The organism is Chloroflexota bacterium, from assembly GCA_016875535.1.
Taxonomy (GTDB): Bacteria; Chloroflexota; Dehalococcoidia; order SHYB01; family SHYB01; genus VGPF01.
This window is the reverse complement of sequence record VGPF01000033.1, coordinates 1-25,964: the sequence shown is the minus strand read 5'-3', so window position 1 is coordinate 25,964 and position 25,964 is coordinate 1. Positions and strand designations below refer to the sequence as shown.

Sequence of the window (25,964 nt, the reverse complement as noted above, 5' to 3'; positions counted from 1 at the left end):
TCCTACATTTCTCCGCTCCTCACAACTTGACACTTACGCAGATGGCATGGTATATCTTTACGTGTAAGCCTTCGCCAGGACAGCGAGCCGGGAAGGTGTGACCGCCAAGGCGCGCGGCCGTGCGCCCAACGCAGTCATGCCTTCCCTTTTTCTTTGTCCGGCGTTGTGCGGGCGGTCGCGGTGCGCCGCGCCTAGGAGGCGTGCCGTTGCAGTCTGAGCAAGGCTTGCGCGAAACGTCGGTGGTAGTAGAGGTGTCGCGATAAGCGGTCGGTCGGATAGCGGAGCGATGCGCGTCCCGCCCGTGAGCGGGGCGGGCGAGGAGGCATGACGGCTACATACCCGTAGGCTCACCGCGAGCGTGACCGGCTGACACCAGCGTCGCCGAGGAAGCTCCGAGCGCCAACCCTGTATCCCTACAAACCTCGGAGCAGTGGGCCTGCCCATCCTGTAGCAGTGGGAACTGCTACGTTAAACGCTCGCAAATCTCGTCCACGTCCCTCCCCTAGACCGTCCGCACAACGCCTCCCACCGCGACACCTCGAAACGAATCAACAAACGAAAAGGAGAAAAACACAAACCACCCACAACTGGAACAAGGGACACGACAAGGACCGGGAGAGGTCCCCCTCTGTCACCCTGAGGAGCGGCAATGGTAATCGCCACGACGAACGGGCCTACGCCGTGTGGGTTGCGTGCAAGCCTACGCCCTCTTCTTGCACACGTAATAGTCAATGCCGATGGCGTCCAGGCCAAGATCGCGCTGGGAGTTGAAGGTCCGCACCTCAACAAAGCCAGCCTCCGCCAGGGCACGGCGCACATCGTCGCCGGGGAAATGCCGCTCGAAGATATCGAAGGCGCGCTCGGGCGTCGCGGCATCGCCTCGGCTCACGGTGATGTGCATGCGCCCCGTCCACGTCTCGGGCGAATAGCCCAGGCGGATGCGCCACGTTCGCCCCTCATCGTGGATCGTCATCTCGCCGTTCCACCTGGCGCGAAGGCCCTCGTCCGTATTCAGGTCGAAGTAGAACGTCCCGCCGGGGACGAGGGCCCTGTGGACGCAGGCGAAGAGTCTCCGCAGGTCCTCCAGGGAGGGCATGTGGTTCAGGCTCTCGAAGGTGGAGATGGCGGCGGCGCACTGGTGGTCAAGGGTGAAATCGCGGGCGTCCGCCAGGAGGAAATCGCCCAGGGGCGCGTTTTCGGCGGCGTACATCAACATCATCTGGGAGCTGTCCACGCCGGTGACGCTGAAGCCGCGCTCGATGAGCCGACCGGCGATCTGCCCGGAGCCGCAGCAGACGTCCAGCACCTTTGCGCCTGGGGGAAAATCACGCAGCAGCAGGCGCTCCAGCGCCGGCATCTCCAGGGCGACGGCGCCGGGCCCCCAATACTTGCTGTAGATCCAGGCGAAGTCGTCGTAGGGCGATGGCTCCAGAGGGTCGTTCACGCCGCTCGCCTCCCGCTTGCATTCATGCCCGCTCCTACTTTATACAATTTCACGGCATCCGTCCGAGGTCGCCCATGCCCGTCTACGAATGCATCTGCAGCGATTGCCGCAAGGTCTCGAGGATCTTCACCAGGAGCGTGCACGAGAGGCTCCATCCCGCCTGCTCCCATTGCCAGGGGAGGAACCTCCGGCGCAAGATCTCCCGGGTGGTCATCGCGAAAGGGACGCGGCGCGCGATCCAGGACCTGGTCCGCAGCCGCCTGATGGGCCGTTACGAGGGTCGCGATAAGGCGAGGCAGGCGGCCTGGTCGCGACGCACGGCGAACGAGCTCGGCGAAGCAGGGTCGGACTTCCGCGAGATGGCCGAAAAGGCGGAGGCTGGGGAGGACGTCTGGGACCGTACGATCCGGCGCCGGTGCTGGAGCACAAGCTCAACAGCCATAGCGATAGCGGAGCAAGCCCGCCCGCAGATGCAGGCGGCGAGCGCCACGCCCACTGATCGTCAGCCGTGGCTGGATGCCGTGGCGGCGACGCTCTGGCGCAGCTGCCGCAGCGCCCTGGGGAAGAGGCCCACGAGGGCCCGCCGCTGGCCGCCGCTGGTCAGCACGAGAATCGCCGCCGCGATATAGACAACGGCGAAGATTCCGAGGACGGTGGTCAAGCGCTCGTCCCCCACCGTCTCTTCCACAACCAGCGCCGTGACTATCTGCGAGACAAAGAGGAAGAGGAGCAGCAAACCGCCGCGCCAGTTGATGCGCAGTGAGACGAGCAGCAGCACCGCGAAGAGGGACTGGGCGGAGGTCAAGAGGAACTCGAAGTTCTGCCGGTTGTCCAGGGGCAGTTCAGAGACGCCGCCCTTGTTGATGCTATAGACGATGGGCAGGGTTCCCACCAGGAGCGTCCACTGGTTCACCTTGGAGGAGACCAGGACGCCCAAGCCCATGGCGCCCATGCCTCGGAAGGCGAACATCAGCGCCACGCCCATCTCCGGCGCCTCTGACGCCAGGGGGGCGAGCCACTGGACCAGGATGAACTCGTCTATCCCAAGGTGCTCTCCCGTCTCCACCAGGCTCTCCGCGAAGGGCTCCGCCACGGCCAAGATCGCCGCCGCCGGGATGACGAAGAGGGCGAGGATCAAGATGCGCCGCTTCCGCTTCGGCAGATCGGCCAGGGGCGCCATGGGGCCGCTGATGGTATGGCCCTCTTTCTTTTCGCTCCGGGAGGTGAAGTAGAGATAGCCGCAGAAGAGCGAGACAAAGACGATGACGTCAATGATATTGAGGGAGCCATCGCGGAACAAGCTGCGGATGAAGATAGTGAAGGCCCAAGCCGTGGCCGCCAGGAGGAATGCGAGCTCCACCGAGTGGCTCGTGGCCAGCACCAGGGGCCGGTGGCGGCGCTTGAACCAGAAGATCAGGATGACGGCGGACCAGCCGATGCCGATGAGGAGCCGGTTGGCGCCCGTCATGTTGGCCGCGGCGAAGTGGGCGTACTGGGGATCGTCGGCGGCCTTCCAGGCGAAGACCATGTCCACGGCGTATTCGGGGAGCACAGCGATGAGGGCGACCGCCGCGAGGGCCAGGCCCGCCGAGATCTCCAGCTCGGCCAGCTCGCCTGCCGCGCCCAGGAGGAAGGCGGCGCCCAGGATGGCGACGCCGAAGAGAACGGCCTCGAAGCCGGGCGTGTGGGTGAAATGGGTCAGCCGGAGGACAAATCCGGGAACGGCGATCGCCACCGCCAGGGCGATCCAGGTGAAGGGCCTCCGCATGCTCGCCGATCGGGCGGTCATGCGTTCAGCCGGGTTGTGGGTGTAAGGATGCTCATCGCAGGGGGAGCGCGGGGCTTATTCGATCCGTTGGATGCGGTAGTTGTGGACGCCGCCGGGGGCGGTGACTTGCACCACTTCGCCGGCGCGCTTATCGAGGAAGGCGCGGCCCGTGGGCGATTCCGCCGAGATCTTCCCCAGGCGGAGGTTCACTTCGTTGGGGTGGACGATGTGGTAGATAACTTCTTCATTGAAGGTGAGGTCTTGGACGACGATCTTGCTGCCGACGCGGCAGCGCCCTTCGGCGTCCGACCTGCCGTTGGCCTGGACCGCCTCTTCTATCGTAACGGCGTGGCGGAGGATGTGCTCCAGCTCGCGGATGCGCGCTTCCAGGTGGCCTTGTTTGTCGCGGGCGGCGTCCAGGGGGGCGTTCTCCCGGAAATCCTTGTCCGCCATGGCCTTCCTTATCTCATCGGCGATGACGACGCGCTGGCCCTTCAGCTCCTCCAGCTCCGCTACGGCCTTTTCATGGCCTTCTTTAGTGATCTGGGCGCTCTGGACGAGCCTGGTCTCCTTTGCCGGAGAGGCCTTGACGCTCACCTTTTTGGCCTTCAGGTGGACCCCAAGGTTGGTGGAGGTGATGCCGGACTTGTTGGCATAGGCGAGGAAGGCGCGGATAGCTGCTAGCTTTTCCGCCGTCTCCCCGGCGTTCGCCTCGGTGTAGCTCTCGACCTGGCGGGGGGTCATATCGGCCAGGATGCGCTCCCGGCCAGCCCAGCGGAGGAACTTCTGGATCTGTTGAGGATATTCGGGTTTCTTCTGGGCTTGGCTCGTGGCGAGGAAGCGGGTGACGGCCTCGCTTATGGTTAGCTTCTCCGCATCCGGCATCGGGCGGGCCTCCTCAGAGTGGCGGCGCGATAGGGCGTCTGCATACCAGGTGAAGGGCGCCCCGTGAATCGCCGCACGCGCGAAAGTCATCATACCATAAGAAGGAGCGGCCGGAGTTATCCCTGGACATCCGTTTTTATACTCCGGCGCGTTTGCTATAATGGCAGGGCTACCGGAGGCTGTTCGGATGCTCCGGCTTCCGCGTCTCCCCGCCTGGTAAGGGGGCGGGGCGGCGGGCTAGAGATTGTGGAGTTATGGATCAGCGCGTCGCGAGAAATTTCCTCGTCTATATCCTTATCCTGGTGGCCTGCGTAGCCATCTTCTGGGCCGTTCTGCGCAATCCATCCAGCGGCGAGGACGTGGCGATCACCCAGATCGTGACGCTGGCCAAGGATAAGCAGATCACCGAGATCGTGGTGGAGGGGAACACCGTCACGGCCAAGAAGACGGACGGCACCAAGGTCAAGGCGCGCAAAGAGAGCGGCGTCGGCATCATCGAGATCCTGGACCAGGCGGAGGTGCCCATCTCCGGGGAGAACGCCATCCCGGTGAAGGTGAAGGGCAACAGCTCTCTGGGCAACGTCTTCGGCCTGCTGTTGAACTTCCTCCCGATTATCATCATCGGCGCCTTCCTGCTCCTGATGATGCGGCAGGCGCAAGGGACGAACAACCAGGCCATGAGCTTCGGCCGAAGCCGGGCCAAGATGTTCGTGGGGAACCGCACCACCGTGACCTTCTCCGATGTGGCTGGGGTGGAAGAGGCCAAGCAGGAGCTGCAGGAGGTGGTGGAGTTCCTGATGTACCCGGAGCGCTTCGCGAGCCTGGGGGCCAAGATTCCCCGGGGCGTGCTGCTGGTGGGCCCGCCGGGCACGGGCAAGACGCTGCTGGCCAAGGCCGTTGCGGGCGAAGCGGGCGTCCCCTTCTTCAGCATCAGCGGCAGCGAATTCGTGGAGATGTTCGTGGGCGTGGGCGCATCCCGCGTGCGCGACCTCTTCGACCAGGCGCGCCGCAATTCGCCCTGCATCATCTTTATTGACGAGATAGACGCCGTCGGCCGCCATCGCGGGGCGGGCCTGGGCGGCGGCCACGACGAGCGCGAGCAGACGCTGAACCAGATCCTGGTGGAGATGGACGGCTTTGACGCGACGACGAACGTCATCATCATCGCCGCCACGAACCGCCCGGACATCCTGGACCCGGCGCTCCTGCGCCCCGGCCGCTTCGACCGCCGGGTGGTGCTCGATGCGCCGGATGTGAACGGGCGCAAATCCATCCTGACCGTCCACACCAAGGGCAAGCCTGTGGAGCCCGCCGTTGACCTGGAGATCATCGCCAAGCAGACCCACGGCTTCAGCGGCGCGGACCTAGCGAACCTGGTGAACGAGGCTGCGCTGCTGGCGGCGCGGCGCCAGAAGAAGGCCATCAGCATGGCCGAGCTGGAAGAGGCGATTGACCGCGTGTGGGCAGGCCCCGAGCGCAAGAGCCGGGTGGTGAGCGCGAAAGAGAAAGAGATCACGGCCTACCACGAGGCGGGCCACGCGCTGGTCTCCCATCTGCTGAAGGCCGGGGACATCGTCCACAAGGTCACCATCGTGCCCAGAGGCATGGCCGGCGGCTACACGCGCTTCCTCCCGGAGGAAGAGCTCCACTATTACAACCGCACCTACCTCAAGGACCGGATGGCCGTCTCCCTGGGCGGGCGCGCCGCCGAGGAGGTCATCTTCGGCGATTTCACGAACGGGGCGGCAGACGACCTCCAGCGGACGACGTACATCGCGCGGAAGATGATCACGGAATGGGGCATGAGCCAGCAGCTGGGCCCGCGCACGCTGGGACAGAAGCAGGAACTGGTCTTCCTGGGGCGCGAGATCTCCGAGCAGCGCGACTACGGCGACAAGATCGCCGATCAGATTGATGAGGAGATCAAAAGCCTGGTGGACGAAGCCTACCAGCGGGCCGTGGGCACCCTACGCTTCCACAAGGCGAAGCTGGTCCAGATCGCCCGGACGCTCATCACCAAAGAGACGCTTGAAGGCAAGGACCTGCTGGACCTGCTGAATTCGCCAGCGCCTGCGTTGGAAGAGGGCGATACGGGACGGATGCCCGCGCCCGCGCCTTCGCCTGCATAAGACCAAGCGCTCCACCTCAGGCCGCAGGGCCTTACCTGCGCCTCCGTTGACGCTCCCCCATCGCGCGCCTATCATGTGAGCGATTTCCCCGTTCCTGAAGGAGGTCGCGCTTTGTTCAAGCCGAAGGATTTCCGAGACAAGGCCTGCATCGTGGGCATCGGCGAGACGACGTACTCACGCAAGTCAGGCATGACCAACATGACGCTGCAGATGACGGCCTGCGCCCGAGCCATCGAAGACGCAGGGCTGAAGCCGAGCGATATTGACGGCGTGCTGCCCCAGTCGATGGGGCTGACCGCCGAGGACATGGCGACGAACCTGGGCGTGAAGGACCTGCGCTTCTCCTCCAGCGTCTCCATGGGCGGCGCGAGCCCCTGCGCCGCCATCCAGAACGGCGTGCTGGCGGTGGCCTCCGGCGTCTGCAACTATGTCCTCCTAGTCTCCGGGCGCAATGGCTATTCCGGCGCGCGCACCGGGGCGGCCCTTTCGCCGGCCGGCCCCATGCGCACGATGTTCGAGTTCGAATACCCCTACGGGCTCGTGGTGCCGATGCTGTGGTACGGGCCCATCGCGCGGCGGCACATGCACCTCTACGGCACCACCAGCAAGCAGTTCGCCGAGGTGGCCATCGCGGCGCGGAAGCACGCGAAGATGCAGAAGAACGCGCAGATGAAGGACGAGAAGGAGATCACGCTGGAAGACCATCAGAACTCGCCGCTGCTCGCCGATCCCTTCCGCCTGCTGGACTGCTGTCTGCAGACGGACGGCGCGGCGGCGGCGGTCATCACGACGCCGGAGCGCGCGAAGGACCTGAAGCGCAAGCCGATCTATATCTCGGGCTTCGCGGAGGCGCACCCGGATTCGCCCAGCAGCACCACCCAGCGGCCGGACATCACCCGCTTCGGCGTGGCCAAGTGCGCCGACCGCGTCTTTGAGATGGCGGGCATGACGCGCAAGGATATTGACGTGGCGGAGATCTACGATTGCTTCACCTTCACGGTGATCAACCAGATCGAGGATATCGGCTTCTGCAAGAAGGGCGAAGGCGGGCCCTTTGTGGAGAGCGGACGGATCCAGCTGGGCGGCGAACTGCCGGTGAACACTCACGGCGGGCTCCTCTCCCAGGGGCACATCATGGGGATGAACCACGTGATCGAAGCGGTGAAGCAGTGCCGCGGCGCCAGCGATGCGCAGGTGAAGGATGCCGAGGTGGCCCTTGTGAGCGGCTACGGCGACTTCGGCGACGGCGCGCTCGCCATCCTGAGGAGATAAGCCATGACCACCCAAGCAGCACCCCCAGCCCCCAAGCCCCTGCCGACTCCGCTCCCGGATACCCAGCCCTTCTGGGACTTTTGCAAGAAGGGCGAGCTCCGCTTCCAGAAGTGCAGCAAGTGCCACACCTTCCGCCACTATCCCCGGCCCATGTGCCCGAGCTGCGGCTCCTTTGAGTACACCTGGGAGCAGGTGGCACCCAAGGGCAAGGTCCACACCTGGGTGACGGCCATGCGCGCCTTCCATCCCGGCTTTGAGAAGGAAGTACCCCTGCCCATCGTCATCGTGGACATCGAAGAGGCACCGGGTATCCGCATCATGAGCAACTTCAACGACGGCACCAAGCACACCGACTTGAAGATCGGCATGCCGGTGACTATCGTCTTCGAGGAAATCTCGGGCGTACAGGACAGAGCGCAAGTTACTTACGCCCTGCCGAAGCTACGCAAGGCCTAGGCCCTTCGGGCGAGGACAAAAAGGCCCCTCCCGCACGCGTGCGGGAGGGGCCTTTTTCTTGACAGAACGACGGGGCGATACATGCCCCTCACCGCCAGGTTTAGTTCTGTTGACAGGCCTCTTTCGCTTATGGTACGTTGGCTCAGCATCGGAAGCCGAGGTAGCGCCGCGGCGGTGAGGCCGTACGCGTCTGCCAAAGGAAGGTTTTGCTATGGCTTCAATCCTTGAAAAAGTGAACCAGCCGTCCGACCTGCGGAAGCTCAGCTATGAGCAGCTGGACCAACTGGCGCAAGAGGCCCGTGACACGATCATCCGCATCATCACCCAGCGGGGCGGGCACCTGGCCTCCAACCTGGGGATCGTGGAGCTGACGCTGGCGATCCACCGGGTCTTCGATAGCCCCAAAGATAGGATCGTCTGGGATACCACAAACCAGTGCTACACCCACAAGCTGGTGACGGGCCGCCGGGAGCAGTTCGAATCGGTGCGTCTTGAGGGCGGGCTTTCCGGCTTCGGCGAGCCGACGGAGAGCGACCACGATGTGCTGGCGGCGGGCCATGCAGGGACGGGCCTTTCCGTGGCCCTTGGCGTGGCGCAGGCGCAACTGGTGAAGAAGCAGCCCGGCTGGGTTATCGCGGTCGTCGGCGATGGGGGCATGACCTCCGGCCCGAGCCTAGAGGCGGTCAACAATATCATCGGCCTGCACCCGAAGAACCTCATCGTCATCCTGAACGATAACGGGATGTCCATCTCGGACAACGTAGGCTTTCTGACGGGATGGCGGCAGAGCGTGGTCACCCACCCGGAGTATCGGGCGATGGTGGAGCGGGCGAAGCGGCTGACGAAGAAGATGCCCCACGGGGAGGCGGCCTATCGCCTGGTGAAGCGGTTCAAGGCGAGCGTGGAGGGCCTGACCCTGCCGACGACGTACTGGGCGGGCATGGGGTTCAATTACATCGGCCCGCTGGACGGGCACGATATCAAGGCGATGGAGAAGGCGATGCGGCAGGCCCAGCGGGTGACGGATAAGCCCGCCCTGCTCCACGTGATCACGCACAAGGGCAAGGGGTATGAGCCCGCCGAGCAGGACCCAGTGAAGTTCCACCAGCCCAGCTCGCCGCTTGGGGACGGCTCGGGCGCGCCGACGTACTCGAAGGTCTTTGCGCAGACGCTGGCGCGCATCATGAAGGACGACCCGAAGGTGGTGGGCATCAGCGCGGCGATGCTGGAGGGCACGGGCCTGGTGGAGGCGAAAAGGGCCTTCCCGGACCGGGTCTACGATGTGGGCATAGCGGAGGAGCACGCCATGAGCATGGCGGCGGGCCTGGCGCTCGGGGGGACGATCCCCTTCGTCTCGATCTACTCCACGTTCATGCAGCGCGCCTTCGACCAGATCGTCCACGACGTTTGCCTGCAGAACCTGCATGTGGTGATGATCGCGGACCGCGCAGGCCTGGTGGGCGAAGACGGCAAGACGCACCACGGGGCGTTCGATATCTCGTACATCCGGTGCATCCCCAACTCCATCGTCTGCGCGCCCAAGGACGAGAACGAGCTGCAGCACCTGGTCTACACCAGCTATAAGCACAAGGCGCCCTTCGCCATCCGCATCGCGCGCGGGGCGGGGGTGGGCGTGCCGCTGGAGGCGGAACTTCGCGAACTGCCCATCGGCAAGGGCGAGGTGGCGCGCCAGGGAACGGACGTGGCGATCGTGGCGCTGGGCAAGCCGGTGACGGCGGCCCTGCAGGCGGCCGAGGCCCTGGCGAAGGAGGGCATCTCCGCCATGGTGGTCAACGCTCGCTTCGCCAAGCCGCTGGATACCGAACTTCTTCTGAACGCCGCGCACAGCACCAAGCGCATCCTGACGGTGGAGGAGAACGTCCTTCCCGGAGGCTTCGGCGACGCGGTGCTTGAGGCGCTGGCGGACGCGAGGGTTGAGGGGGTCGCCGTGGAACGGCTGGGGATGCCGGATACGTTCATCGAGCATGCAACGGCGGCGGCGCAGCGGAAGCGCCTGGGCCTAGATGCAGAGGGCATCGCGGCCCGGGTGCGGAAGGCCTTCTTCAGCAACGGCGCGGCCGCCAAGCGGAGCAAAGCCAAGGTCGGCGAGCCGGCGGGCGTCTAACGAGAGGCCCCATGGACCTCCCCAGTGTATTCACCCGCTACCGCCCGGCGATCACGCAGGGCCTCCGGGAGGCCCTGACGGAGAGCGACCTGCCGCTCTACGGGATGCAGCGCTACCATCTGGGCTGGCAGGACGAGCACGGCAAACCGCTGGAAGCGAACAGCGGCAAGGCCGTGCGCCCGGCGCTCTGCCTCTTTGCCTGCGAGGCGGTGAGCGGCCAGTGGCGCACCGCGCTGCCGGCGGCCATCGCGGTGGAGCTGATCCACAACTTCTCCCTGGTGCACGACGATATCCAGGACGGCGACACCCACCGCCGCCACCGGGCAACGGTGTGGTACCTGTGGGGCCACAGCCACGGCGTGAACGCGGGCGACGCGATGAACATCCTGGGGAACCTGGCGATGTTCGGGGGAGACGGCGCGGCGCTGCCGCCGCAGACGGCGCTGACGGCCTCGCGCATCCTGACCAAGGCATGCGCGGACATGATCGAGGGCCAGGTGCTGGACCTGAGCTTCGAGCAGCGCGCCGCGGTCCGCGTGGACGATTACCTGGTGATGATCAGCAAGAAGACGGGCGCGCTGCTGGCGGCCTCGCTCCACATGGGAGCGGCCATCGGCACGCGGGAGGAGCGCACCACCGCCGCGATGCTGGAGTTCGGCAAGGGGCTGGGGCTGCTCTTCCAGGTGCGCGACGACATGCTGGGAGTGTGGGGCAAGTCTGAAGTGACGGGCAAGTCCGCCAGCAACGATATCCACCGCCGCAAGAAATCGCTCCCGGTGGTGCACGCCCTAGAGCATGCGAAGGGCCCGTCCCGGGACCGCCTGCAGACGATCTACAAGAGCGACACGCAGCTGACCGATGCGGACGTGGCCGACGTGCTGACCATCTTTACTGAAGTGGGAAGCGCGCGCTATTGCGAAGAGCTGGCCCAGCAGACCGCATCGGCGAGCCTGCGGCACATCGAAACCATCGAGATTGCTCCCCAAGCCAAGCGCGAATGCGCTAAGATGACCCGGTTCCTCCTGGAACGGGAATACTAGAAAGCGACAACGTATGGGTGTGCCTGCATCCCAAATGTGGACGGTGGCAAGCTACGTGCTGCGCAAGCGGCTAACGTTCCAAAATCGCTACCCGCTGGTGCTGATGCTCGAGCCGTTGTTCAAGTGCAACCTGGCCTGCGCCGGGTGCGGCAAGATCCAGTACCCCGCGCAAGTGCTCAAGAAGAACCTGCCCCTGGAGAAGGCGCTGGCCGCGATGGACGAATGCGGCGCACCGATGATCAGCATCGCCGGGGGCGAGCCGCTGCTCTACCCGCAGATCGGCGAGCTGGTAGAGGGGCTCATCAAGCGGCGGAAATACATCTATCTCTGCACGAACGCGCTAGTGCTCAAGGAGAAGCTGGAGCAGAACCTCTTTAGGCCCTCCAAGTATTTCAGCTTCAGCGTCCACATGGACGGCATCCGGGAAGACCACGACGAATCGGTCTGCCGCGACGGGACGTACGACATCGCGGCGGAGGCGATCCGCGAGGCGGTGAAGCGCGGCTTCCGCGTCACGACCAACACGACGCTGTTCAACACGGCCAAGCCGCTGAACGTGCGCAAGTTCTTCGACGAGATGATGGACCTGGGCGTTGAGGCGATGATGCTCTCTCCCGGCTACAGCTACGCCAAGGCGCCGGACCAGCAGCACTTCCTCCACACGGAGGAGACGAACAGGCTCTTCTCGGAGATCCTCTCCAACCCGAAGAAGAAGTGGACGTTCAACCAATCGCCGCTCTTCCTGCAGTTCCTGATGGGCAAGCAGCACTACGAGTGCACGCCCTGGGGGATGCCGCTCTACAACAACTTCGGCTGGCAGCGCCCATGCTACCTGCTGCAGGAGGGCTACGCGGCGACGTACACGGAGCTGCTGGAGACGACGCCCTGGGAGCAGTACGGGAAGAAGAGCGGGAATCCGAAGTGCGCCGATTGCATGGTGCACAGCGGCTATGAGGCCACCGCCGTGAACGCCACCTTCGCCTCCTTCAAGGGTTTCAAAGACACCGTGGCGGCGACGGTGCGGGGGAAGCCGTAGCCATGGCGGACGAGAAGAGCCTGCAGGGGTGGATGCCGACCATCGGCGGCGAGATGACGCTGGAGCGCATCATTGACCTGGCGTTCGACTATCGCGGCAACACGACGATCGTGAAGGGCGACGGTTCCGAGGTGACGGGCTATCTCTTCAACCGCAACAAGAGCGCGAAGGAGCCCTTCATCCAGTATTTCGACGAGCAGGGGAACGGCCCCTTCACGCTGCCCTACAGCCAGATCAAGACGATCAAGTTCACCGGGAAGGATATGGCTGCGGGGAATAGCTATGCCGCCTACCTGGAACGCAAGAAGCGGCAGCAGGAGACGGGGGCGACGGCGCCCCTGAACGCGGCTGAGGAGGAGGCATGATCGTCTTTGTGGCGGCGCTGCGCCGGGAGCTGAACGACCTGCACTCGCTCGTGCGCATCGAGCGCCGGGATCGCGTGGGCCGGATGATCGTGGCAACGGGCACGTCCAAGAACGCCAAGGTGGCCCTGGTGCAATCGGGCATCGGGCGGGAGCGCTCGCAGGAGGCGACCCGCTTCGCCATCGAGCAGCTGCGCCCGGACGTGCTGCTCTCCATCGGCCTTTCCGGGGGGCTTGCACAGAGCGTCCAGGGGGGCGATCTTATCCTGGGCGGGCGGCTGCTTGCCTATGACGCGGCGGGCAATCCCCTGGGCGAGCCCATCGCCGCCGAGCCTTCGCTCCACCGGGACTGCGCCAAGGCGCTAGAGCAAGAGTTCATCCCCGTCCATCACGGCGACGTAGTGAGCGTGCCGGAGGTGATGCCGGGCCAAGCTGAGAAGCAGCGGCTGGCCACCGCCTCAGGCGCGAAGGCGGTGGATATGGAAAGCTACTGGGTGGCGAGCGAGGCGCGGAAGGCTGGTGTCCCGTTCCTAGTGATGCGCGCGGCTTCGGACACGCTGGGAGAATCGCTGCCGGACTATGAGCGCTTCCTGGACGAGATGGGCGAGGTGCGGCCGATCCACGCCGCCTGGTATTTCCTGACACATCCGGGCGGCCTTGCCGCGGCCCCCGGCCTGGCGCAGAATGCGCGCCGGGGCGGGCGCTATATGCAGGCCTTTTGCGAACTATTCTTTACCAAAATCTATAGGGGCGCGCCCGTCCGGCGATGAAGGCCCTGGTGACAGGAGCCACGGGATTCATCGGCGGCAATCTGGCGCGCGAGCTGCTGGCTGGCGGCGCCGAGGTGCGCGCCCTAACGAGGCCGAAGGGGGACCGTAGGGCCATCGAGGGACTGAACGTGGAGGTAGCGGAGGGAGACTTGCTGGACAAAGGGTCGCTGGGGCGGGCCATGGCCGGGTGCGACACGGTCTTTCACGTGGGCGCGGTGTACGCCTTCTGGCCGCCGAACCACGAGCTGATCTATCGAACGAACGTGGAGGGGACGACGAACGTGCTGGCGGCGGCGAAGGCGCAGGGCGTGCGGCAGGTGGTGCACACGAGCTCCTGCTCCACCGTGGGGATCCGGAAGGACAAACAGCCAGCCGACGAGACGGCGCAGGCGGGAAGCGATGACCGCATTAAGGGCTACAAGGACTCCAAATACCTGGCGGAGCAGGCGGCGATGCGCTGCGCCAAGGAAGGCATGCGCGTGGTGGTGGTGAACCCAACAACGCCGATCGGCCCATGGGACGTGAAGCCGACGCCCACCGGCAGGATCGTGGTGGATTTTCTGAAGGGCCGGATGTTCGGCTATTTGAACACGGGGCTGAACCTCGTGCATGTGCGGGATGTGGCGCGGGGACATATCCTGGCGGCGGAGAAGGGGCATTCGGGAGAGCGCTACCTGCTGGGCAACCGCAACATGATGCTGAAAGAGGTCTTTGCCGCGCTGGGGCAGATCACGGGGCGCAGGCCGCCGAAGCTGCGCGTCCCGTACGCCGCCGCCCTGGGTTTCGCCTATGTGGACGAGCTCATCGAAGGGCGGCTCCTCCGCAAGCGGCCGACGGCGGCGGTGGGCGAGGTGAAGCTTTCGCGCAAGCATATGTACTTCGACGGCTCAAAGGCCGTCCGCGAGCTCGGGATGCCGCAAACCCCTGTGGAAGAGGCGCTGAAGGAATCGGTCCACTGGTTCAAGGCGCACGGCTATGTCTGACCCACAGACCCAACCGCGCACGGCGCAGATCACTCACCTGCGCGGAGCGGCAGGCTCCGCCGCAGAAGACCTGCTCCTGCAATCGCGCATGGATACGACGATCCAGCGGGCGACGCGCAACCTCATAGGCATGCAGTACCACAAGGGTTACTGGTGGGGCGAGTTGGAGAGCAACTGCGCCATCCAGGCGGAGTTCCTGCTGTTGACGCACTTCATGGGCGTGCCGGACCCGGCGAAGTGGCGGAAGATCGTCACTTACATCAAGCGGCGCCAGCTTCCGGACGGCGGGTGGCCCATCTGGTACGGCGGCCCGAGCGACCTCAGCATCGCGGTGGAGTGCTACTTCGCGATGAAGCTGGCGGGGGTGGACCCGAACGAGCCCGCGATGGCGAAGGCTCGGGCGTTCATCCTCTCCAAGGGCGGCGTGCCAAAGACGCGCATCTTCACCAAGATGTGGCTCGCCCTCTTCGGCCAGTGGAAATGGTCGGGCGCGCCGGTGCTCCCGGCGGAAGTCATGCTGCTGCCGAACAATTCGCCCTTCAGCATCTACGAGTTCGCCAGCTGGGCGCGCGGCACCATCGTGGCCTGCATCGTGCTGCTCAATGTGAAGCCGGTCTGCCCGGTGCCCGAACCGGCGAAGATTGACGAGTTCTATCCGCTGGGGCGCGAGAAGACGAAATACACCTTCGGCAAGGAAGAGAGCTTCCTGGGCTGGAGCTCCTTCTTCATCGCCGCCGATAAGGCGCTGCGCGTGTGGGAGGCGAGTCCGGTGAAGCCGCTGCGGAAGAAGGCGCTGGACAAGGCCGCGGCGTGGATCATCGAGCGCCAGGAGACGGACGGCTCCTGGGGAGGCATCCAACCGCCGTGGGTCTACTCGCTGATGGCGCTGAAGAGCCTGGGCTATGCGAACGACCACCCAGCCATCGCGAAAGGCATGGCCGGGTTCGATAGCTTCGCCAGGGAGACGGAGGATACGTTCTGGACGGACGCCTGCGTTTCCCCCGTATGGGACACGTGCCTCGCGATGCTGGCGCTGCAGGACGCGGGCGTGCCTGCGACGCATCCTTCCCTGGCTCGGGCCACGGAATGGCTGCTGAAGGAGCAGGTGCTGCACCGCAAGGGCGATTGGGCCGTGAAGCGGCCGAAGCTGGAGCCGGGCGGCTGGGCCTTCGAGTTCGAGAACGACGTCTACCCCGATATAGACGATACGGCGATGGTGCTGGTGGCCCTGCACAAGATGGGTTGGGACAAGGACCCCAGGATGCAGCTGGCGATCGAGCGGGGGGTGCAGTGGCTGTTCGGCATGCAGAGCAAGAACGGCGGCTGGGCCTCCTTCGATGTGGACAACACGAAAGGCTTCGTGCGCGAGATCCCCTTCTGCGACTTCGGCGAGGTGCTGGACCCGCCGACGGAGGATGTGACGGCGCACGTGCTGGAGATCCTGGGCCGCCTGGGCTACCGGGCCTCCAACGACAAGGCAACGAAGCGCGGCCTGGACTATCTGAAGGCGACGCAGAAGGCGGACGGCTCCTGGTGGGGGCGCTGGGGTGTGAACTATGTCTACGGACAGGGCGCGGTGCTGCCTGCCCTGAAATGGCTCGGGGAGGATATGCGGCAGCCCTACATCCGCAAGGCGGTGCGCTGGCTTGAAGAGCGGCAGAACGCCGACGGCGGGTGGGGAGAGACGATCGAGAGCTACGCGAAGCCGGAGCTGGCAGGCCGGGGGCCCAGCACCGCCTCGCAGACCGGGTGGGCGCTGCTGGCGCTCATCGCCGCCGGGGAGGCGCGTGGTGCGGCGGCGCGCAGGGGCGTAGAATATCTGGCGAAGACCCAGCTGCCGAACGGCTCCTGGGACGAGCCGCACTACACCGGCACGGGCTTCCCCATGGACTTCATGATCAATTACCACCTCTACCGCGATTATTGGCCCCTGATGGCGCTGGGCCAGTACCGCCAAGAGGTCTACGGCCGGAAGGAGCACCGCGATGGCCGAGCATAAGGCCGGGAAGGGCGGACTTCCGCTTCCCCTCATGAACGCGAAGCAGGGGCAAAAGCAAGCTGCTAGCAACGAGCATGTCATAGCCAGGCGGCGGCTCTCCAAGGTCGTCCAGGTGGGCAACGTCTTCGTCGGCGGGATGCACCCCGTCGTGGTCCAATCCATGACGGACACGGAGACGGCGAACATCGAAGCGACGGTGGCTCAGGTGAAGCTCCTGGCGGAGGCCGGCAGCGAGCTGGTGCGGGTCACAGTGAACAGCGACGAGGCGGCGGCGGCTGTCCCGGAGGTCCGCAAGCGCCTGGACGCCATGGGGTGCACGGCGCCGCTCATCGGCGACTTCCATTTCATAGGCCACCGGCTGCTGCGGGACCATCCGGCCTGCGCGAAGACCCTGGCGAAGTACCGGATCAACCCGGGAAACGTGGGGCGCGGGCCACGGCACGATGAGAACTTCCGCACCTTCATCGAGATCGCGAGGGAGCTGCATAAGCCCGTCCGCATCGGCGTCAACGCCGGAAGCCTGGACCAAGAGGTCCTGATAAAGAAGATGGATGCGAACTCGAAGCGCGCCCAGCCGATGACCGGGGACGACGTGGAGCGCGAGGCGCTCATCGAGAGCGCGATGGCCAGCGCGCAGGCGGCGGTGGACCTGGGCCTGCCGGAGGACAAGATCATCATCTCGTGCAAAGTCTCGCGCCTGCCCCAGATGGTGGAGGCCTATCGCGAGCTGGCGCGGCGCTGCGAATTCCCTCTGCACCTGGGCCTCACGGAGGCCGGCATGGGGACGAAGGGCATCGTGGCGACGACGGCGGCGCTCTCCATCCTGCTCTATGACGGCATCGGCGACACGATCCGCTCCAGCCTGACGCCTGAGCCTGGCGGCGACCGCGCGAAGGAGGTGCGGCTCTGCCAGGAGATCCTGCAGGCGCTGCACCTGCGCTCCTTCCGCCCGGCCGTGACCTCCTGCCCCGGCTGCGGTCGAACGACCTCATCGCTCTTCCGGGAGCTGGCGCGGGATATCCAGACGCACCTGGATGCGAAGATGCCTGTGTGGCGCACGCAATACCCGGGAGCGAAGGACCTGAAGGTGGCGGTGATGGGCTGCGTGGTGAACGGCCCCGGCGAATCGCGCGCCGCCGATATCGGCATCTCGCTCCCCGGCTCAGGGGAGGCGCCGCGGGCGCCGGTCTTTGTGGACGGCGAGCGGAAGACCTTTCTGGAGGGCCCGACGATCGCCAGCGACTTCATCACCATGGTGGAGGCGTACGTGGCGGACAAGTGGGGCCGCGCGTAGGCCAGCCTCGGCCTGCCCGGGGATGGGCGCGATGACACAGACGCCGGCCCGAACAGCCGACTTGAGCGAAGCCTTCGCGGCATGCGAGCGCCTGGCGAAATCGCACTACGAAAACTTCACCGTCGTCTCCTGGTTCTTCCCGAAGCGCCTGCGCCCGTCCATGTACGCCGTCTATGCCTTCTGCCGCCACACGGACGACCTGGGCGACGAGGCGGCGGGAGACCGCATGGCGCTCCTGGACGCCTGGGAGACAGACCTGCGCCGCTGTTACACCGGAACGCCGGAGCATCCGTTCCTGCAGGCGCTGCAAGGGACGATCCAGCAGCACCAGATGCCGAGGGATCTCTTCCTGCGGCTCATCGAAGCGAACCGGATGGACCAGCGGATCAAGCGCTACCCCACGTACCAGGACGTGCTGCGCTACTGCGAGCATTCGGCGACGCCGGTGGGCAGGATGGTGCTGCACGTCTTCGGCTATCGGGACGAGGAGCGCGGGAGGCTTTCGGACGCGACGTGCATCGCGCTGCAGCTGGCGAATTTCTGGCAGGACGTCCGCCGCGACCTGGCGATGGACCGCATCTATATCCCCCAGGAGGACATGGCGCGCTTCGGCTACAGCGAGGCGGAGCTCCGGAAGGGCGTGGCGAACGACGCCTTTCGCGCGCTGATGGCGTTCGAGGTGGAGCGCGCACGCGGGCTCTTCCGCGAGGGCCTGAAGCTGGTGGACAAGGTGGAGGGCGAACTGCGGCTGGACCTGCGCCTCTTCAGCGACGGCGGCCTCTCTACCCTGGACGCCATCAAACGCCGCCGGTACGACGTGCTTTCGGCGCGGCTGACGGTAAGCAAGATAAAGAAGGTCAACCTGATGCTGACGGGCTTCGCGCACCTGGCGGCCATCAAGCTCTTCGGCGGAGGGCGCCGTGGGTAAGGCCATGCACACCGAGCCGTCGCTCGCCGAAGCCTACCGCTACTGCCAGGGGCTGACGAAGCGCCGCGCCGGGAACTTCTACTACGCCTTCCTTCCCCTGCCGCGCGCCCAGCGGATGGCGATCTACGCCGTCTACGCCTTCAGCCGGGTGAGCGACGACTATTCGGACGAGGCGCTGCCGACGGAGCGAAAGCTGGCGCTGTTGAACGAGCACCGGGCCCGGCTGCACGAGTGCTACGCAGGGAAGCCCAGCGGCCCGGTCTTCATCGCCCTTGAGGATGTCATCAAGCGGTACGCCGTCCCGCAGTCATATTTCGATGAGCTGCTGAACGGCGTCGTGCAAGATCTCACGGTGGCCAGATATGCGAACTTCGCCGAGCTGCGGGGCTATTGCTACCTTGTAGCCTCCGTCGTCGGGCTCATCTGCATCAAGATATTCGGCTACAAGGACCCGAAGGCCGAGCAGCATGCCGTTGACCTGGGGATCGGGATGCAGCTGGTCAATATCATGCGCGATGTGCAAGAGGACGCTGAGCGCGGGCGCTGTTATCTGCCTCAGGACGAGATGGCGAAGTTCGGCTATAGCGAGGCTGACGCGCACAAGGGCGTGGTGAACGACGCCTTCCGCACGCTCATGAAGCTTCAGGCAGAGCGGGCCCGGGAGCACCTGGACGCCGGAAACCGGCTGCTGCCGCTCATCACGGGGAAGCGCGCGCGGGTCTGCCCGGCCATCCTTCGCGGGCTCTACGCGAGCATCCTCAAGCACATCGAAGAGCGGGGCTATGACGTGTTCACCAAGCGAGCGCGGCTCTCCGCGAGAGAGAAGACATGGATCGCCCTCAAGATATGGTCGGCAACGACCGTGAAAAACCTGCTGCCGGCAAAAGCGTCGTCGTAGTCGGCGGCGGGCTTGCCGGAATCTCGGCCGCCATAGAGCTGGGCGAGCGCGGCTATGGCGTCACGCTTCTGGAGAAGCGGCCATACCTGGGAGGGAGGGCCTTCTCGTTCGTGGACAAGGAGACAGGCGTGGAGGTGGACAACGGCCAGCATGTCTTCATGAAGTGCTGCACGGCCTATATAGCCCTGCTCAAGAAGCTGGGCGTTGAGGAGAGGACGCGGGTGCAGAGCCGCCTACGGGTGAACGTCACCAACGGCAAGGGCGTCTCATCTGCCATCTACCGCATCGGGCTGCCGCCGCCCCTGCACTTAGGGCCATCGCTTCTGGGATACAAGCACGTGAGCCTGGGAGACAAACTGCGCATCGGGCGGACGGTGCTGAAGATGCAGCGCATGTCTCTTGCGAAACGGCGCGCGCTGGACGGCGTGAGCTTCTACGACTGGCTCAAAGGCCAAGGGCAGAGCGAGCGCTCCATCGAGACGTTGTGGAACCTCATCGTCCTGCCGACGTGCAACGACGACGCGAAGCATGTGAGCGCATCCCAGGCGATCATGGTCTTTCAGGAAGGCCTTCTGCGCGATGCGGCGGGCGCGGACATCGGCTATTCGAGGGTGCCGCTTTCAAAGCTGCTCGCGGAGGAGGCGGCGACCGCCATCAAGGCGCATGGCGGCCAGGTACGGCTGGACCGGACGGCACAGCGGTTGGCGGGCGATGGCAGCAGAGTCACAGGCGTGGAGGTCTTCGGCCAAGGGATGCTGGGCGGTGACGCGGTTGTGCTGGCGCTGCCGCCAAAGGCGATGCTGGAGCTGCTTCCCGAGTCCCTTCGACAAGATGCCTTCTTCTCCCGGGCAAACAAGATCACGATGTCGCCCATCGTCAACCTGCACTTCTGGTTCGATAGGAAGGTGGCCGATTGGGAGTTCGTCTCATTCCTGGACAATGCCGCCCATTGGGTCTTCAATAAGTCGGCCATGTCAGGAGATGGAACAGGTCCCGGGCAGTATCTCAGCGTCTCTCTCAGCGGCGCGCATGCCTATATTGATATGCCGAAGGACGAGCTGAAAGCGCTCTTCCTCTCTGAGCTTGGCAAGGCCGTCCCAGGAATCAAAGGGGCCAATGTGACCAGGTTCATCGTCGTCCGGGAGCGCTTCGCCACGTTCACGCCTGCCCCAGGAACGGCGGCGAATCGTCTCCCTTGCCGCACGCCGGTGCCGAATCTCTTCCTGGCGGGCGAGTGGACGGACAATGACTGGCCGTCCACGATGGAGGGCGCGGTGCGAAGCGGCATTGCAGCGGCCCGCGAGGCGGCACAGGTGTTATGAAGCACGCACTTATCCTGGCGCCGTTCGCAGAGGCTTCCGCAAAGCGGCTTGGCGAGAAGATGCAGGTCACGCACGAGAACTGGCTGGAGGCCGGGCGCATCTACGACCCGGAGGAGCTGGGCCGCCGGCTTGCGGCGGAGCAGGTGCACTATCTGGTAGTGGAGGCTGACTTCGTCTTCGAGGAGACGTTTGAGGCGGCAAAGGGCCTGGAGCTTGTGGGCATCTGCCGCAACGCGCTCAATCACGTGGATATAGATGCCGCCACGAAGCACGGCGTCCTAGTAGTGAATGTCCCTGGACGGAACAGCCTCGCTGTGGCGGAGCACACCATCGGGTTGATGCTCGGCCTAGCGCGGCGCATCCCTCAGGCAGACGCCTTCATCAAAGGCGGCGCGTGGGAGGACCCTGTGGGGGGCTATCGCAACTTCCGCGGGACGGAGCTTGCGGGCAAAATTGCGGGTATCGTGGGGCTTGGCGCAATCGGCCGCCTGGTGGCAAAACGCCTTGCCGCGATGGAGATGCGCCTGCTGGCATTCGACCCGTATCTCGATGCGCGCCTCGCCTCATCCCTCGGCATCCAGCTGACGACGCTGGATGACCTCCTGTCGCGGAGCGACTACGTGCTGGTCCACGCCCCCGCAAACGAGGCGACGATGGGGCTGATCGGCGAGGGGCAATTGAAGCGGATGAAGGCGTCCGCTTACCTCATCAACCCATCTGCGCCAGGAGTTGTTGACGAGGCCGCGCTGATAGCGGCGCTGCAGGCAGGACGCATCGCAGGCGCGGCGCTGGACGTCTTTGAAGGGCATCCCTTGCAGGAGAACAGCCCGCTGCGCCAGATGAGCAACGTGGTGCTGACGCCGCACATCGGCGGCGCGACGGAGGAGACGGTGGAGCGCCAATCGGAGATGATCGCTGAGGATATCCTGCTTGTCGCTCAGGGAAGACAGCCGAAGCGGCTCGTGAATCCTGCCGTGCTCAAAGAGCATGCGCTTCGAGCGAAGCTGAAGGTCTGATATGCCGAAAGGCGCGCCTCCACACATTCTCGCGATAGATCTGGGAAGCGGGAGCGTCCGCGCCGCCGTCTTCGACCTAAAGGGGCGCCTCCAGGGACTCGCTTCAGCGCCGCTTACGCCGACCACTCCGCGGGATGTTCCCCTGGGGAAAGAGTTCAATCCTACGGCAGTTTGGCGTCAGGTCGCAGGCCTGGTGGCCGCGGCACTGAAGAAGGCGCGCACCGGCGGGGGAGGCATCGCTGGCGTGGCGGCGACGAGCCAGCGCGAGGGGATCGCGCTCCTGGATGCGAAGGGCAAGACGCTTGCCATGGGCCCCAACAGCGATACGCGCGCCTTCTTTGAGGGGCAGGCTATTGATGAAGAGCGCGGCGCAGCGGTCTATCGCGTCACCGGGCATACACCCTCGCTCCTCTTTGCCCCGGCGAAGCTGCGCTGGCTCCAGCAGCAGCGGCCTGCAGTGGCGGCCTGGGTCGCAAGCATCCTCAGCCTCGATGGGTGGCTTGCCTTTCAGGTCAGCGGCGAGCGCGCTCTGGAAAGTTCCGCCGCCGCCGAGCTGGGCCTTGTGGACATTTCATCGCGCGCACTCGCTCGGGATCTGCTCGGTTCACTTGGCTTCCCATCCATCGTCCCCCCACTCGTTCAACCGGGAAGGCGCATCGGCGCGGTAACGAAGGCCGCCGCGGCGGCCACCGGGCTTCGGGCGGGAACGCCCGTCATAGCTGCAGGGCCTGATACACAGTGCGCTTTACTGGGCATGGGCGTCAGAGCGCCCGGGGAAATCGGCATCGTTGCCGGAACAACGGCGCCGGTGCAGATGGCGCTGGACGCGCCAATCATAGATGAGAAGATCCGGACTTGGAGCGGCCTGCACCTCACACAAAAGGGGTGGGTGCTGGAGAGCAACGCCTCAGATGCGGGAACGGCCTACGCCTGGCTTGTGGCGACGCTTCTCGGCAGGGCTGACGTTACAGCTTTTGCCGAGGCCGAACGGCTGGCCGCAAAGGCTCCTGCGCGAGCAGGCACGCTGGCATTCCTGGGTCCACAGCGAGCCGATATGGGCAACATCGGGCCTAAGATGGGCGGACTGCTCTTCCCGATCCCCCTCTCCATCGGCGGAGCAGACCGGGGACGCCTGCTCCGGGCCGCCAAGGAAAATCTGGCCTTTGCGCTCAGGGCGAACATCGAGCAGGTGGAGGAAATCGCCCAGCGCAAGGCTACCCGCATCTCCATCGGCGGCGGGATGGCCAAGAGCGCTCTCCTTTGCCGGATCATCGCCGACACAGCAAATCGAGAAATCGCTATCGCACGGGAGGCTGAAGTAGCTGCGCTAGGAGCGGCTATATGCGCCGCTGCCGGGGCCGGCTGCTTCAGCGATATAGAAACCGCCTCCAGGGCGATGCACAGTCCGGAACGGATCGTCAGGCCAAGAGCAAGCGAGGCGCTTGAGTGTCAGGAGCACTACGAGAAATGGCAGGGCCTGACCAAGCAGATGGACGGCCTTTCCAGCTTTCTTTAGCGCTACCCGGGTGCTAGAATCAAACGGCGATGGAGACCAGGTGGCAGAAAGAGCGCGAGGCCGTTGCGGAGGCCAGCCGTGAGATCGCCCGCAAGGGCCTTGTATCCGGCTCGGCGGGCAATGTCAGCATGCGCGTGGGCGAGCGGCTGCTGGCTATCACACCGAGCCGCAAGCGGTATGACCAACTGACGGCGCAGCAGATCCAAGTCATTGACTTCGATGGCGAACCGGTCATCGGCGACCAGGTGCCCAGCGTCGAAAGCCTGATGCACGTCGCCGCGTACCAGAGGCGAGCGGACGTCAATGCCGTGGTCCACACGCACTCGCTCTATGCCGGCGTCCTTGCAGTGGCGCACATGGAGCTGCCGCCGCTGCTGGACGAGATGGTGACCTCCATCGGCGGCGAGGTGAAGGTGACGGCCTACGCCTTCCCGAGCACGGAGGAGCTGGCGCACAACGCGGCGGCGGCGCTGGCGGACCGCAACGCCATTTTGCTGGCGAACCACGGAGCCGTCGGCATCGGCGCGGACCTTCATGAGGCGCTTTCGATCTGCGAACTCGTGGAGCGCGCGGCGCAGATCTACGTTTTGGCCAAGCTCCTGGGCAAGGTACACCTGCTTCCCGATGAAATCGTTGCAACGGAAAAAGAGCTCTTCAAGATGATGCGCTCTCCCAAATCTCCAAAACCCTGAGGCATCAATGATCAGAGTCCCCGGCTTTCTTCTGAAGCGTCTCTACGTCAAAGGCAGTCTGAAGAACAACGGCGATGGGTTCGAGTTCAAGCTGAAGAACTCGCTCGGCTCGGGCTATGCCTATGGCCTGCCACCGCTCAAGATTGACGGCGAGGAGCTGCCTGCGGAGCGCTGTTACTTCACTGTGGAGGGCAAGGCCCTCGGCTTCCCCGCCGTGAGCAAGGAGAACCCGGCGAGCTTGGCCATGAACCGTGAGGCAACGATCACCGCCCACGGGAAGAGTCTTGCTGCCGGGCCCCATAAGGTCACCATGAGCTTTGTCGTGGCCGGCCTGGGGCAGCTCTCCTTCGATTTCACGGATGCCATCGCCTAACGCCTCTGTTGACCGTGCCGCTGCCCGCCAATAGAATACTGCTATCTTTTCTCTAGCATTATGGAGGCACAGCATGGCCCTCAAAGAAGGAGACAAGGCTCCCGACTTCTCTTTGCCCGCTTCAAGCGGTGGGACGATTTCCCTGAAGGGTTTGGCGGGGAAAAAGGTGGTTCTCTACTTCTACCCCAAGGACAACACTTCGGGTTGCACCACTGAGGCGTGCAGCTTCCGGGATGCCGATGCGAAGCTGAAGAAGGCGGGCGCCGTTGTGTTGGGCGTCAGCGCCGATAGCATCGCCTCACACCAGAAGTTTGCAGGCAAGTATTCCCTGCCCTTCGCGCTTCTTTCAGACGAAGGGTCGAAGGTGGCAACTGTGTATGAGGCGTGGGGAGAGAAGAGTCTCTACGGCAGGAAGTACATGGGGATGTTCCGCAAGACCTTCCTGATTGACGAGAAGGGGAAGCTCACCAAGATCTGGCCGAAGGTGAAGCCTGAAGGCCACGCTGAAGAGGTCTTGGCGGCAATCAAAGGCTAACGAGATAGCCGATTAAAAAGAGGGCGCCCGATTATAGGGCGCCCTCTTTTTTTCTCCGTCGCTACTTGGGCTTACTTATGCCCGTTCCCGTTGCCGTTTCCGTGGCCATTGCCATTCCCATTACCGTTGCCGTATCCATGGCCGTTCCCGTTGGCCGCCTCAGCAGACTTCTTCTGCGTCTCAGTGATGCGCCAGAAGATACCGATTGCAGCAAGGGCGAGCGCCAGGATGCCGACGAAGCGCCAGTCAATGTCATTCTTGTAAACAGCGGCGATCACGGCGGGCTTATCCACAACGATCTGCATGACCGACTCCGTGCCAGGGTAGCCAGCGTAGCCGCCGAAGACCTTCTTGAAGAAGATCACGCCCTGGGGCTGCGCTGAGACGCTCAGCGTGGCCGTCTCACCCTGGCGGTACCAACCGGTGCCGGTGCCGCCGAAGGGCGCTTCCAGCTTGACGAAGTATTCGCGGAGATAGTCCGCCTCTATATCCATTGGGCGAGTGATGCCGACGCTGACTTCCTTCGTTTTACCCACTTCGCCGATGATATTGCCGATCCGCTCCTGCCACTGCTTGAAGGTCAGCCTCTCTTTGTCCGTCTGAATCACAATGCTCTCAGGTGAAGTCAAGTCCAGGGTCTTGCCGCTCTCTATCCAGACGGTCTTGAGAACGCCCTGGGGATTCTTCACGTTCACGAGATACTCGAGCACGTAGCTCGGCTTGAGGGTGATTGGGCTGTCCACAGAGAACGTGGCGATGGCGCTCTCGAGCTCCTTCACGCCATAGGATGTGCCGTTGGCATCAACCCACCTGGCAAAGCGGAGGCGCTCGCGCGGGCCCTTCGCGATTTCGCCAGGGGCGATGATGGTCATGCGCTGGCCGGAGCGCACCCAGCCGCCTCCGGTGGGGCTGGCCTCCGGGCTCTCTAAAACCGTCACCAGGAACTCTGCGCGATACCTGGCCTCGACGACCGTGGGCTTGGTAACGATGATCGTGTTTGTTCTAGATCCTGACCTGCCCCCCAAAAACTAGACCAGGCGCAAAGTGGGAAAATGCCTGGACGGAAAGGGAGGCAGCGATGCCAAGGAAACGGTTTGCGGCAGAGGAGATCATCAACAAGC

The 25,964-nt window shown here is 64.6% G+C and carries 23 protein-coding genes; 19 read left to right on the top strand and 4 right to left on the bottom strand.

What is annotated here, in order from left to right; all coding sequences use genetic code 11:
* Positions 1-700: 700 nt before the first annotated feature.
* The 3 genes from FJ039_09340 to FJ039_09330 form a co-directional block, all read right to left on the bottom strand.
* Entirely contained in the window at positions 701-1,444 is a 744-nt protein-coding gene (locus tag FJ039_09340) for a class I SAM-dependent methyltransferase (protein ID MBM4406365.1), read from the bottom strand.
* 502 nt (positions 1,445-1,946) lie between these two features.
* Positions 1,947-3,212, bottom strand: coding sequence for a sodium:calcium antiporter (locus tag FJ039_09335; protein MBM4406364.1), 1,266 nt, complete (start codon positions 3,210-3,212; stop codon positions 1,947-1,949).
* Between the two features lie 75 nt (positions 3,213-3,287).
* The gene (locus FJ039_09330; GenBank protein ID MBM4406363.1) at positions 3,288-4,190 is read right to left on the bottom strand and encodes a transcription elongation factor GreA; all 903 of its coding nucleotides are present in this window, start codon (positions 4,188-4,190) and stop codon (positions 3,288-3,290) included.
* A gap of 161 nt (positions 4,191-4,351) precedes the next feature.
* Between FJ039_09330 and hflB the strand changes: the two genes are divergently transcribed.
* From hflB to FJ039_09235, 19 genes are all read left to right on the top strand, one after another.
* Positions 4,352-6,226, top strand: a complete 1,875-nt coding sequence (gene hflB / locus FJ039_09325; GenBank protein MBM4406362.1) for an ATP-dependent zinc metalloprotease FtsH — start codon at positions 4,352-4,354, stop codon at positions 6,224-6,226.
* A gap of 189 nt (positions 6,227-6,415) precedes the next feature.
* Positions 6,416-7,498 carry a transporter gene (locus FJ039_09320; GenBank protein ID MBM4406361.1) on the top strand — a complete coding sequence of 361 codons (1,083 nt, stop codon included), beginning with the start codon at positions 6,416-6,418 and terminating at the stop codon, positions 7,496-7,498.
* A gap of 3 nt (positions 7,499-7,501) precedes the next feature.
* Positions 7,502-7,954 (top strand): hypothetical protein, encoded by a 453-nt coding sequence (locus FJ039_09315; protein MBM4406360.1) that lies wholly within the window; start codon positions 7,502-7,504, stop codon positions 7,952-7,954.
* A 211-nt stretch (positions 7,955-8,165) separates the two neighbouring features.
* Complete coding sequence (gene dxs / locus FJ039_09310; protein MBM4406359.1) at positions 8,166-10,079, top strand: 1-deoxy-D-xylulose-5-phosphate synthase; 1,914 nt, start codon at positions 8,166-8,168, stop codon at positions 10,077-10,079.
* 11 nt (positions 10,080-10,090) lie between these two features.
* Positions 10,091-11,119, top strand: a complete 1,029-nt coding sequence (locus FJ039_09305; GenBank protein MBM4406358.1) for a polyprenyl synthetase family protein — start codon at positions 10,091-10,093, stop codon at positions 11,117-11,119.
* 13 nt (positions 11,120-11,132) lie between these two features.
* Complete coding sequence (hpnH, locus tag FJ039_09300; GenBank protein ID MBM4406357.1) at positions 11,133-12,155, top strand: adenosyl-hopene transferase HpnH; 1,023 nt, start codon at positions 11,133-11,135, stop codon at positions 12,153-12,155.
* Between the two features lie 2 nt (positions 12,156-12,157).
* Positions 12,158-12,520 carry a hypothetical protein gene (locus tag FJ039_09295; GenBank protein ID MBM4406356.1) on the top strand — a complete coding sequence of 121 codons (363 nt, stop codon included), beginning with the start codon at positions 12,158-12,160 and terminating at the stop codon, positions 12,518-12,520.
* Positions 12,517-13,287 (top strand): hypothetical protein, encoded by a 771-nt coding sequence (locus tag FJ039_09290; GenBank protein ID MBM4406355.1) that lies wholly within the window; start codon positions 12,517-12,519, stop codon positions 13,285-13,287. Before FJ039_09295 ends, FJ039_09290 begins: the two co-directional genes overlap by 4 nt.
* Entirely contained in the window at positions 13,284-14,270 is a 987-nt protein-coding gene (locus FJ039_09285) for an NAD-dependent epimerase/dehydratase family protein (protein MBM4406354.1), read from the top strand. The genes FJ039_09290 and FJ039_09285 overlap by 4 nt, the downstream gene beginning before the upstream one ends.
* Complete coding sequence (gene shc, locus FJ039_09280) at positions 14,263-16,269, top strand: squalene--hopene cyclase (GenBank protein ID MBM4406353.1); 2,007 nt, start codon at positions 14,263-14,265, stop codon at positions 16,267-16,269. The genes FJ039_09285 and shc overlap by 8 nt, the downstream gene beginning before the upstream one ends.
* 31 nt (positions 16,270-16,300) lie before the next feature.
* The gene (gene ispG, locus FJ039_09275; protein ID MBM4406352.1) at positions 16,301-17,563 is read left to right on the top strand and encodes a flavodoxin-dependent (E)-4-hydroxy-3-methylbut-2-enyl-diphosphate synthase; all 1,263 of its coding nucleotides are present in this window, start codon (positions 16,301-16,303) and stop codon (positions 17,561-17,563) included.
* A 31-nt stretch (positions 17,564-17,594) separates the two neighbouring features.
* Positions 17,595-18,491, top strand: coding sequence for a squalene synthase HpnC (gene hpnC / locus FJ039_09270; protein ID MBM4406351.1), 897 nt, complete (start codon positions 17,595-17,597; stop codon positions 18,489-18,491).
* Complete coding sequence (locus FJ039_09265) at positions 18,484-19,389, top strand: hypothetical protein (GenBank protein ID MBM4406350.1); 906 nt, start codon at positions 18,484-18,486, stop codon at positions 19,387-19,389. Before hpnC ends, FJ039_09265 begins: the two co-directional genes overlap by 8 nt.
* Positions 19,320-20,711 carry an FAD-dependent oxidoreductase gene (locus FJ039_09260; protein ID MBM4406349.1) on the top strand — a complete coding sequence of 464 codons (1,392 nt, stop codon included), beginning with the start codon at positions 19,320-19,322 and terminating at the stop codon, positions 20,709-20,711. The genes FJ039_09265 and FJ039_09260 overlap by 70 nt, the downstream gene beginning before the upstream one ends.
* Positions 20,708-21,727, top strand: a complete 1,020-nt coding sequence (locus FJ039_09255) for a 3-phosphoglycerate dehydrogenase (protein MBM4406348.1) — start codon at positions 20,708-20,710, stop codon at positions 21,725-21,727. The genes FJ039_09260 and FJ039_09255 overlap by 4 nt, the downstream gene beginning before the upstream one ends.
* Before the next feature lies 1 nt (position 21,728).
* Positions 21,729-23,243, top strand: a complete 1,515-nt coding sequence (locus tag FJ039_09250) for a hypothetical protein (protein ID MBM4406347.1) — start codon at positions 21,729-21,731, stop codon at positions 23,241-23,243.
* A gap of 29 nt (positions 23,244-23,272) precedes the next feature.
* Positions 23,273-23,935: a class II aldolase/adducin family protein gene (locus FJ039_09245; GenBank protein ID MBM4406346.1), complete on the top strand. Its 663-nt coding sequence runs from the start codon at positions 23,273-23,275 to the stop codon at positions 23,933-23,935.
* A 7-nt stretch (positions 23,936-23,942) separates the two neighbouring features.
* Complete coding sequence (locus FJ039_09240) at positions 23,943-24,308, top strand: hypothetical protein (GenBank protein ID MBM4406345.1); 366 nt, start codon at positions 23,943-23,945, stop codon at positions 24,306-24,308.
* A 73-nt stretch (positions 24,309-24,381) separates the two neighbouring features.
* Entirely contained in the window at positions 24,382-24,843 is a 462-nt protein-coding gene (locus FJ039_09235) for a thioredoxin-dependent thiol peroxidase (GenBank protein MBM4406344.1), read from the top strand.
* A 71-nt stretch (positions 24,844-24,914) separates the two neighbouring features.
* On the opposite strand, the gene FJ039_09230 is transcribed toward FJ039_09235, so the two are convergent.
* Positions 24,915-25,781 carry a hypothetical protein gene (locus tag FJ039_09230; GenBank protein MBM4406343.1) on the bottom strand — a complete coding sequence of 289 codons (867 nt, stop codon included), beginning with the start codon at positions 25,779-25,781 and terminating at the stop codon, positions 24,915-24,917.
* Positions 25,782-25,964 lie beyond the last annotated feature (183 nt).

Bases quoted from the DNA above. Each gene is read 5' to 3' on its own strand.
- FJ039_09240 (MBM4406345.1), top strand. From the start codon at position 23,943: ATGATCAGAGTCCCCGGCTTTCTTCTGAAGCGTCTCTACGTCAAAGGC.
- ispG (MBM4406352.1), top strand. From the start codon at position 16,301: ATGAACGCGAAGCAGGGGCAAAAGCAAGCTGCTAGCAACGAGCATGTC.
- FJ039_09335 (MBM4406364.1), bottom strand. From the start codon at position 3,212: ATGCGGAGGCCCTTCACCTGGATCGCCCTGGCGGTGGCGATCGCCGTT.
- FJ039_09250 (MBM4406347.1), top strand. From the start codon at position 21,729: ATGCCGAAAGGCGCGCCTCCACACATTCTCGCGATAGATCTGGGAAGC.
- FJ039_09315 (MBM4406360.1), top strand. From the start codon at position 7,502: ATGACCACCCAAGCAGCACCCCCAGCCCCCAAGCCCCTGCCGACTCCG.
- FJ039_09255 (MBM4406348.1), top strand. From the start codon at position 20,708: ATGAAGCACGCACTTATCCTGGCGCCGTTCGCAGAGGCTTCCGCAAAG.
- FJ039_09295 (MBM4406356.1), top strand. From the start codon at position 12,158: ATGGCGGACGAGAAGAGCCTGCAGGGGTGGATGCCGACCATCGGCGGC.
- hpnH (MBM4406357.1), top strand. From the start codon at position 11,133: ATGGGTGTGCCTGCATCCCAAATGTGGACGGTGGCAAGCTACGTGCTG.
- FJ039_09285 (MBM4406354.1), top strand. From the start codon at position 13,284: ATGAAGGCCCTGGTGACAGGAGCCACGGGATTCATCGGCGGCAATCTG.
- FJ039_09235 (MBM4406344.1), top strand. From the start codon at position 24,382: ATGGCCCTCAAAGAAGGAGACAAGGCTCCCGACTTCTCTTTGCCCGCT.
- FJ039_09290 (MBM4406355.1), top strand. From the start codon at position 12,517: ATGATCGTCTTTGTGGCGGCGCTGCGCCGGGAGCTGAACGACCTGCAC.
- FJ039_09305 (MBM4406358.1), top strand. From the start codon at position 10,091: ATGGACCTCCCCAGTGTATTCACCCGCTACCGCCCGGCGATCACGCAG.
- hflB (MBM4406362.1), top strand. From the start codon at position 4,352: ATGGATCAGCGCGTCGCGAGAAATTTCCTCGTCTATATCCTTATCCTG.
- shc (MBM4406353.1), top strand. From the start codon at position 14,263: ATGTCTGACCCACAGACCCAACCGCGCACGGCGCAGATCACTCACCTG.
- dxs (MBM4406359.1), top strand. From the start codon at position 8,166: ATGGCTTCAATCCTTGAAAAAGTGAACCAGCCGTCCGACCTGCGGAAG.
- FJ039_09260 (MBM4406349.1), top strand. From the start codon at position 19,320: ATGGATCGCCCTCAAGATATGGTCGGCAACGACCGTGAAAAACCTGCT.
- hpnC (MBM4406351.1), top strand. From the start codon at position 17,595: ATGACACAGACGCCGGCCCGAACAGCCGACTTGAGCGAAGCCTTCGCG.
- FJ039_09320 (MBM4406361.1), top strand. From the start codon at position 6,416: ATGACCAACATGACGCTGCAGATGACGGCCTGCGCCCGAGCCATCGAA.
- FJ039_09245 (MBM4406346.1), top strand. From the start codon at position 23,273: ATGGAGACCAGGTGGCAGAAAGAGCGCGAGGCCGTTGCGGAGGCCAGC.
- FJ039_09330 (MBM4406363.1), bottom strand. From the start codon at position 4,190: ATGATGACTTTCGCGCGTGCGGCGATTCACGGGGCGCCCTTCACCTGG.